The sequence below is a fragment of the Mycobacterium sp. P4_H6 genome, assembly GCF_056400845.1.
The window spans coordinates 22,373-30,674 of record NZ_JBFUKN010000078.1 but is presented as its reverse complement, the minus strand read 5'-3'; the positions used below and the strand labels follow the sequence as shown (position 1 = coordinate 30,674).

At 67.6% G+C, this 8,302-nt stretch carries 4 protein-coding genes and 1 pseudogene; 3 read left to right on the top strand and 2 right to left on the bottom strand.

From position 1 onward, the window contains the following. A pseudogene (locus tag AC1DTF_RS25105) lies at window positions 1-670 on the bottom strand (dihydrodipicolinate reductase); the annotation flags it as partial. A gap of 61 nt (window positions 671-731) precedes the next feature. On the opposite strand from AC1DTF_RS25105, the gene AC1DTF_RS25100 reads away from it, so the two are divergent. Beyond that, window positions 732-1,133, top strand: a complete 402-nt coding sequence (locus AC1DTF_RS25100) for a DUF6841 family protein (RefSeq protein WP_477476034.1) — start codon at window positions 732-734, stop codon at window positions 1,131-1,133. Here AC1DTF_RS25100 and AC1DTF_RS25095 read toward each other — a convergent pair. Next, window positions 1,130-5,653: an EAL domain-containing protein gene (locus tag AC1DTF_RS25095; protein ID WP_477476033.1), complete on the bottom strand. Its 4,524-nt coding sequence runs from the start codon at window positions 5,651-5,653 to the stop codon at window positions 1,130-1,132. The two genes, AC1DTF_RS25100 and AC1DTF_RS25095, sit on opposite strands and share 4 nt — an antisense overlap. Window positions 5,654-5,977: 324 nt before the next feature. On the opposite strand from AC1DTF_RS25095, the gene AC1DTF_RS25090 reads away from it, so the two are divergent. Together AC1DTF_RS25090 and AC1DTF_RS25085 are read left to right on the top strand one after the other, a co-directional pair. Beyond that, a complete protein-coding gene (locus AC1DTF_RS25090; RefSeq protein ID WP_477476032.1) occupies window positions 5,978-6,790 on the top strand; it encodes a ComEA family DNA-binding protein in 813 nt (270 codons plus the stop codon). Next, window positions 6,787-8,301, top strand: coding sequence for a ComEC/Rec2 family competence protein (locus AC1DTF_RS25085; protein ID WP_477476031.1), 1,515 nt, complete (start codon window positions 6,787-6,789; stop codon window positions 8,299-8,301). The genes AC1DTF_RS25090 and AC1DTF_RS25085 overlap by 4 nt, the downstream gene beginning before the upstream one ends. The last annotated feature ends 1 nt before the right edge of the window (window position 8,302 follow it).

The window sequence follows — 8,302 nt, the reverse complement described above, 5'->3', positions numbered from 1 at the left end:
CGGTGAAGGTGACGTCGAAGGTCATCCGGTCCAACCTCGCGCCGATCGCGTCGGCCATCATTGCCGCGGATTCGGCGAACACCTCACTTTCCCGGCGCACGCTCTCGGCCAGCCCCGGGGTGTCCGGGTCCTGCGAGAATCCCATGGCGGTCTGGGTTTCCGCGGATTCGTAGGTCGAGCAGTCCACCGACTCGGTGATCCTGATCTCATCGACCCGCTCGCACGAGCCCGACAACACCATGCCGACCATGTTGGTCATGCCCGGGTGTGCGCCGCTGCCGAAAATGGTCGAATTACCGGCCGCGCAGGCCTTTCTGATGCGATCCAGATCCTCGGGCGTCTGCTTGCCGCCGGTGATCCAGGCCGCACTCGAGCAGACGTTGACGCCGGCCTCGAGCAGCGCGACGAGTTCGTCGACGCTGGGCCACAGCGGGTTGTAGCAACAGGCATCCGGCTTGAGGGCGATCAGCGCGTCGATGTCGTTGGTGGCCTTGACGCCGGTCGGGGTCGGCCAGCCGGCGAGTTCGGCGGCATCGACTCCGACCTTGTCGGCCCCGTGGGCGTAGACGCCGACGAGTTCCATGTCGTCGCGACCGATGATGGCGTGCAGCGAGCGGGTGCCGATGTTTCCGGTGGTCCACTGGATGACGCGGAGGGGAGTCTCACTCATGGCGTGAACACTATTCCGGCAGTGTTCACCGCGGTCCGGAAAAGGGTGAAATGATCGTGGGATGGCTCTGGATACCGGTTCGGTGCAACGCTGGTTCGACGACTATCTCCAGGTGTTCGCGGCGGCCGTGCGCGGCGAACGCCCGATGTCGGCGCTGCTGGACTGCTACGCCGTCCCGCTGACCCTCACCACCGATGAGGGCGCGATCAGCCTGGCCACCAGCGACCAGCTCGCCGCCGTGATCCAGGGCCAGGTCGACGGGTTGCGTGCCCAGCGCTATCACCACACCACGCTGTCCAATGCCGAGGTGACGGTGCTCAACGGTACGTCGGCGCTGTACCGGGGAGCGTTCGTGCGCCACGACGCCGACGGTGCCGAGCTGGGCCGGGTCGCGGTGACCTACCTGCTGATCGACGGCCCCGCGGCCGCGCAGATCGCGGTGCTCGCTTCGCACGGCGACTAGGTCGGTTGAGATTCGATCCAGTCGATCAACGCTGCCAGCGGCATCGGCGCGGCCAAGAAGTATCCCTGCGCCAGCTCGGCGCCGAGTTGCTTGGCGTAGGACCACATCTGCTCGTCGGCAATCCCCTCGATGACGACCTTCGCTTCAAGCGCATGAGCGAGGTGCACCGAGGCCGTCAGAATCTTCGACGCCCGCCCGCCGATATCGACGGCTCGCTGGATCATCGAGTGATCCACCTTGATGATGTCCGGCTGAAGACGATCGAGGGTTTCCAGATTGGAATAGCCGGTTCCGAAGTCGTCGACACTGATGGTCGCGCCAAGGCGGCGGAGCACCGAAAGGGTGTGGATCGCCCGCCCCTCGGGAGCCAGCAGCACCGACTCGGTAACCTCGGCGATGACGCGTTCGAACCCGCCCGCGGGATTCCAGGTCAGCAGCCGGTCCGCGGTATCGCGCTCCTCGAGTTCGACACCGGAGAGGTTGACCGCCATCAGGGGTTGGCTCTCGCCGAGGCGATGGTGCAGACGGGTGATGTCGGCATCGAGCAGTTTGAGTACGATTCGGCCGATAGCGCGGAGTTGGCCGGTATCCAGCGCGTGCGTGATAAAGGTGTCGGCGGTGGCCAGTTCACTACCTCGGCGCCATCGCAACAGTGCTTCGACATGGGCGAGCTGGCCGGTTTCCACGTCGATCACCGGCTGGTAGTGCAGTTCGAAGTCACCGGCGCGCACCGCCCCCGCCAGCTCGCGGCGTAACTCGGAACGCTCGTCGGCACGGTCGTTCATGTCCTGGGTGAAATAGGCATGCCGGTCACCGCCCTGGCTCTTGGCCGCGTACATGGCGGTATCCGCATTGTCCAGAAGTTCCTCGGCGGTACGACCGTCCTGCGCGTGCACGGCGATGCCCACCGATGCCGACACATAGGCCATCACACCGTCGATGGCCACGGGTTCCCGCACGGCAGTGGAGATCCGGTGGACGAGCGACTCGATGCTGTTCACATCATCGACGTGGGTGATGAGCATGGCGAACTCGTCGCCGCCGAGTCGTCCGATGACGTCGTGGCGACGTGCAGCGCGCTGCAGCCGGCCGGCGATTGTTGCCAGCACCGCGTCTCCGCTGCGGTGGCCGAAGCGGTCGTTTATCGCCTTGAATCCGTCCAGGTCGATCCAGAGCACGGCAAAGCCCGACGTGCCCGAAGATGCCAATTCGTCGGTACGCGAACGGAAGTACGTACGAGTCAAGAGCCCGGTCTGCTGATCGAACTGTTCGCGCGCGGCGAGGTCGGCGCTCACCTGGCGCAATCTGGTCGCGTCGTGCAGCAGGGCAACCCGCGCGGGCGCAGTGTCCGGGTCCGCGGCGTCGGAGGTGATCACAGCGACCGTCTCGATGCTCACCGCCCGGTACGTGCCCTCCGGTCCGAGGATCCGTCGCGCATCGAGAGCCAGGCCGGTCGTGGACGGTGCGAGCAGCGATGCGGCCGGGTCGTGTTCGAGGAGCACGTTCAGCGGGGTTCCGATCATCGCCTCGGGTGAGTACCCGATGATCGCGCCGACCGATCCACTGGCCTGCAGGACGCGATCGTCGGCGTCGAGCACGAGCACGCCGACGGTCTCGGTGCTCAACAATGCTTCCAGGACGGCGGTTCGACTCGCGGCCGCCGACTGCAGACGATGCCGGTCGGTGACGTCGAGCGCACTGCCGGTGATCGACGGGACGCCGTGGACCGCGCTGTCGGTGTGGATCGCGGACTCATCGATCCAGCGAATGGTGCCATCGGGCCGGATGATTCGGTATTCGAGTTGCCAGCGGCGGTCGGTGCTCGCCATGGCCGCCGCCACTCGGTCTCGATCAGCGGGATGGATGGCGGCAGTCAGCAATCCTGGATCTGCCAACACGCGTTCCCGAGCCAGTCCGTAGATGTCTTCCACCCTTTTGGTGACATAGATCAGCGCGCCGGAATCATCGCGCTGCCAGACGAGTTCGCGTACGGATTCGGCGACCGTCTCGAGGTTCGCCAGCGCGTCTTCCCTTTCGCGTTGGGCCTGCGCGATGTCGCTGACGTCGATGACCACCACCAGTGCACCGAGCACCTCGCCCGACGAGCCCGTATAAGGTTGCAGTTGCAGCAGGAAATCGCGAGTCTCGTCGCTCAGCTCGATGAGTCGTGATGCCCTCGTGGCCATGGTCTCACGTAGGTCGATCGCCAGGCTGGGCACCGCGATCGTGGTGGGCACAGAGGGCAGTGGGCGGCCGATGTCCTCGTGGATCAGGGAGAACACCCGCACCGCCAAAGGGCTGTACCGCACGATTCGCAGCTCGTGGTCCACCATGACCAGCCCGCTGGTCATCGAGGCCTGGATATTCTCCAGATCGGTGTTGGCGCTGCTGAGTTCGGCGCCGCGTGCCTCCAGTTGCTGGTTGAGGGTGGTGAGTTCCTCGTTCGCCGTCTCGAGTTCCTCATTGGTGGCTTGCGCCTCCTCGGAGGTGGCTTGCAGTTCTTCGGAACTGGCTTGTAGTTCCTCGTTCAGCGCTTGTAGTTCTTCGTTGGAGTGGCTCAGATCGTCGATGGTGGCCTGCAGCGCATCATGAGCGGCTTCGAGCGCCGCACTGAGCGGTGAGGAGTCCGGGTCGATGACCACCGGTGGTTCGGACGTCTGGAGTGCCGCGGCGCGGAAGCTGATCACCGCGCCGATCCCGTCGGCGAGCACCGGGATGAGGCTGACCTCGACGGAGCCGTCAGCACCCGTCGAGACCCGGCGTAAGGCCGCGGTGCCGGCACCCTGCCGGATCTGGCTGAGCATGGTGCGCACCGCCAACCGGTAGGGCTCACGCAACATCTCGGTGACATGACCCGAGTGACGCCCTTCGCCCAGTGCGCACCAGTCGGATACGTCGCCGATCACCTCGATGAGCGTGTCGTCGTCGTCGAGCACCAACGACGGCGCCGCCAAGCTGCGCAACAGCCTGCGGTACATGGCGGGGTTGTAGGCGTGGCGCGGCAAGGCGACTGCAGCGTTCGGTGCGGGCAGCGCCGTTTGATAGCGCCCGTGGGGGAGCGGTGCCGGTGTCGCGGATTCCAGGCGTCGGTAGATGCGGTGACCGTCGCCCGTAGCGGAGAACAGCGAATCCACTTGCGGTACTTGTTCGGATTTGCCGAGGATGAGCAACCCGTCGGGCAACAGGGCGAACTGGCACAGTCGCAGCACCCGGTCCTGAAGGTGCGGCTGAAAGTAGATCATGGTGTTACGCAACGAGATCAGGTGCAGCCGTGGGAACGGTGGGTCGTACGCCACGTTGTGCGTGGCGATCACGACGCATTCCCGCAGAATCGGCGACACCTCCCACTCGCTGTCGACCGAGCGCATCCAACGGTCGCGCAGTGGTGCTGGTACCGCTGCGACCGATTCTTCCGAATAACGCGCTCGCCGCGTCGCAGTGAGACCACGTTCGTCCAGGTCGGTGGCGAAGATCTTGAGTCGCCGGGGAAGATCGCCGGGGCCGGCGTCCAGCGCGTCGGCGGCGAGCATGGCAACCGTGTAGGCCTCCTCGCCGCTGGCACACCCGGGCACCCACATCCTCAGTTGGGTGTTCGGTGGGAGTTCGCCGACAGCTTCGCGGAGCAGGACCGACAGCGCTTCCCATACCGGCGCATCGCGGAAGAAGGCCGTCACACCGACCAGGATGCCGCGACTCAACATCGCCGCCTCGGCGGGGTCCGAGGCGAGGCCGAGGACGTAATCGGCAGGTGTCTGGTCGGCGATCCGCTGGCGCCGCTCGATCTGCCGCCGCACGGTGGTCCTCTTGTAACCGGAGTAGTCGATGCCGGTCGCCGAATGCAACGCCACGATCGCCGCTTCGACCGCGGCATCGTCGAGTGCCACGCCGGTGGACCGCTCCGACTGCACCTCTCCGGCAGAGGACGGGTGAACGGTGAGGATGTTCGCCAGCGCCGCCGGGATGTCGTGCGGTGGCAACTGCAGGTCTGTCGACCCGGTGGCATACGCGGCACCGGGCATCGAGCCGAACGCTGCGCTGGCCTGATCCTGGATGATGACGACGCCCCCGGCAGCCGTGACCGCCTCCACCCCGGCCGCGCCGTCCTCACCCGTGCCGGACAGCACCACGGCCACGGCTTCTTCGCCGAGTGCAAGCGCGGCCGAGATGAACAACCGGTCGATGCTCGGCCATGGACGGCGATCTTCGTCGGGCGCGACGAGGTTCACGGTGATGGCGTTCGATGCGGTCGCGCTGACCGTGATGTCGGTCCTGGGTGGAGTCACGAACACCATGTCCGGTCCGAGCGCAAGTCCGTCAGTGGCTTCCACGACCCGCAGCGAGGTGGACCGGGTGAGCAGGGACGCCAGGGCACTGGTGTCGTCCGGCGCCAGATGCTGCGCGATGACGAAGCACCATCCCAGCCCCGGATGCGCGGCTCCGAGCAACTGCTTCAGGGCGTCGAGGCCACCTGCGGAACTTCCCACCACGATGACCCGCGAAGCATGGTCATCGTCGGGCATAGGCGAGCCTCTCCCGTAATTTGACGGTGTTGATCATTTTCAATGTAACAGCCGTTTCGACGCCCAGACGCACGAATTCGCGCGTGCAGAAGCGTACGCGGCGGCATTGCGGCGAGGCGCGCCACGCCGGCGGCTCCCGGTCCCTGATCCGTGTCGTGCCGGGATGTGCACGCCTGGCCTCAGTTAATGGTCTGCGCCTCATTCGTTGTTCGAATCGGAGGGAAATCGGTGCCGCTCATTCACAATGCCGGATTCATCCACAGCCTGACCCGTGACGGCCGGCGACGAGCCCGGTAGGTCGGCCCGGATGCCTACCGTCGGCTCATGGACACCGAATCGCCTGCACAGCGTCTGACGCGGCGCATCGGCACCGACCGCGACGCGGCAACCCAAGCGCCGGACGAAGAATCGGACACCGCCCTGGCCAGGTGGCTGCCCGACGGTGACAGTCGCTCCGCGCGGGACTGGCTCGGTGCGTTGCGGGCCGATCCGGGTCGCGCCGGTGTGATCGCGTTGCTGGGCGTCGGGATCATCGCCGTGTTGGTGACGGTGTTCACGGTGATGCGCGATTCTCCGCCGCCGGTCTCTTCGGCGAATCTTCCTGCCGTGCAGATGGTTTCCTCGGCGAGCGCCACTCCCGGACCGCCGGCGCCACCGGATGGGCCGGTGGTGGTCAGCGTCGTCGGTCTGGTCAACACGCCGGGACTGGTGACGCTGACGCCGGGGGACCGGGTAGCCGACGCGCTGGATGCCGCCGGTGGCGCGGTGGACGGCGCGGATCTGGTCGGGCTGAATCTGGCGCGCCGCGTGGTCGACGGCGAACAGATCATTGTCGGGTTGGCTGCCCCGGCAGGATCGCCGTCACCGATGGGCAGTTCGGTGAGTTCGGCGACTCCGGCCGAGCAAGCCGCCCCGGCGGCACCGGCCGCAACCGCTGTGCCCGGGGGACCTGTCGATCTGAACACCGCGACCCCCGCGGATCTCGACGCGCTGCCCGGGGTCGGGCCGGTCACCGCCGCGGCGATCATCGCGTGGCGCGAGGCCAACGGGAAGTTCACCAGCGTCGACCAACTCAGCGAGGTGGACGGCATCGGTCCGGCGCGCCTGGACAAGCTGCGTGACCTGGTCGATGTGTGAACCCCGAAGAACGCCAGGTGGATATCCGGCTGGTCCCCGCCGCGGCGACCAGCTGGACGGTGACCGCCGCCGGAATCCTCTTCTCACCTTCGGTCATCGTGGCGATCGTGGTCAGCACCATCGCGGCGACGGCGCTGGCCGGACGGTGGTGCGCCCGGCGCGGGATCCGGCTGGGGGTGGCCGGGGTGGCCGCGGTCGCGGTGATCGGCACGGCGTTCGGCCTGTCGATCGCGATGCGTGCCCACGACGTGCGGCAGCACCCGATTGCCGCACGCCACGGCCACACCGCCACCGTCGGTGTGGTCCCCACGGAGTCACCGCGCTCATTGGGGCAGGGCCGCATCATGTTTCGGGCCGGGTTACGCGCGCTCGACGGCAGCCCGCTGAGCGGGATGGTGCTCGTCTTCGCGCCGGTGACGGATTTCGCCGCACTGACCGTGGGCCGCCCGGCCACCTTCCGGGCCCGCATCGGTCGTCCACTGCGGCGCGATCTCAGCGTCGCGGTGCTCACCGCGATCGGTGAGCCGACGCTCGGAGCCGTACCGAGGGTGCGCCGGCTGTCCGGGCACATCCGCTCGGAATTCGCCGAAACGGCCCGCCGGGTGCTGCCCGCCGATCAGGCCGCGATGCTGCCCGCCCTGGTGCTCGGCGACATGTCGGCGGTCACGGCGACGACGGTCGACGACTTCAAGATCGCGGGCCTGACCCATCTGACCGCGGTGTCGGGCGCCAACGTCACCATCGTGTGCGGCACCGCCCTGCTGTCGGCCGCGGTGATCGGCCCCCGGCTCGCCGCGCTGCTGGCATTGGTGGTGCTGATCGGGTTCGTCGTCGTGGTCGAACCGTCGGCGAGCGTGCTGCGCGCGGCGGTCATGGGCGGCATCGCGCTGCTGGCGGTGCTGACCCACCGCCGCCGGCAGGCCATCCCGGTGCTCTCGGCCAGCGTCATCGCGCTGATGTCGGTGGCGCCGCAGCTGGCCGTCGACGCCGGCTTCGCGTTGTCGGTGGTGGCGACCGCAGCCCTCGTGGTGATCGCCCCGATGTGGTCGGCCCGGCTGATCGAGCGCGGGTGGCCTACCCCGCTGGCCGCGGCGGTGAGCATCGCACTGGCCGCACAGCTGGTCACCGCCCCGCTGATCGCCGGGATCTCGGGTCGGTTCAGCGTGCTCGCGGTGCTGGCCAATCTGGTCGTGGCCGCCGTGGTCCCGCCGATCACGGTGATCGGCACCGCCGCGGCAGCACTGTCGGCGTTCTCGCCGACGGGTGCGGGCCTGCTGATCCGGTTCACCGGGCCGGAGCTGTGGTGGTTGCTGACGGTGGCGCACCGCATCGCCGCGGTGCCGGGGGCGTCGGTCACCGTTCCGTCCGGCGCCGCCGGCATGGCATTGATCACCACGGTGAGCATCGTGGCGATCCTGAGCTGGCGCCGGCKGTGGGGCCGGATGCTGAGTGTCGGCGCGGCGTGCTGTCTGCTGGCCTGGACCCTCTCCGGTGTTGTCGCCGCGGCGTGAA

Coding starts and splice junctions, on each gene's coding strand:
- AC1DTF_RS25100 (WP_477476034.1), top strand. CDS start 732: ATGGCTCTGGATACCGGTTCGGTGCAACGCTGGTTCGACGACTATCTC.
- AC1DTF_RS25095 (WP_477476033.1), bottom strand. CDS start 5,653: ATGCCCGACGATGACCATGCTTCGCGGGTCATCGTGGTGGGAAGTTCC.
- AC1DTF_RS25090 (WP_477476032.1), top strand. CDS start 5,978: ATGGACACCGAATCGCCTGCACAGCGTCTGACGCGGCGCATCGGCACC.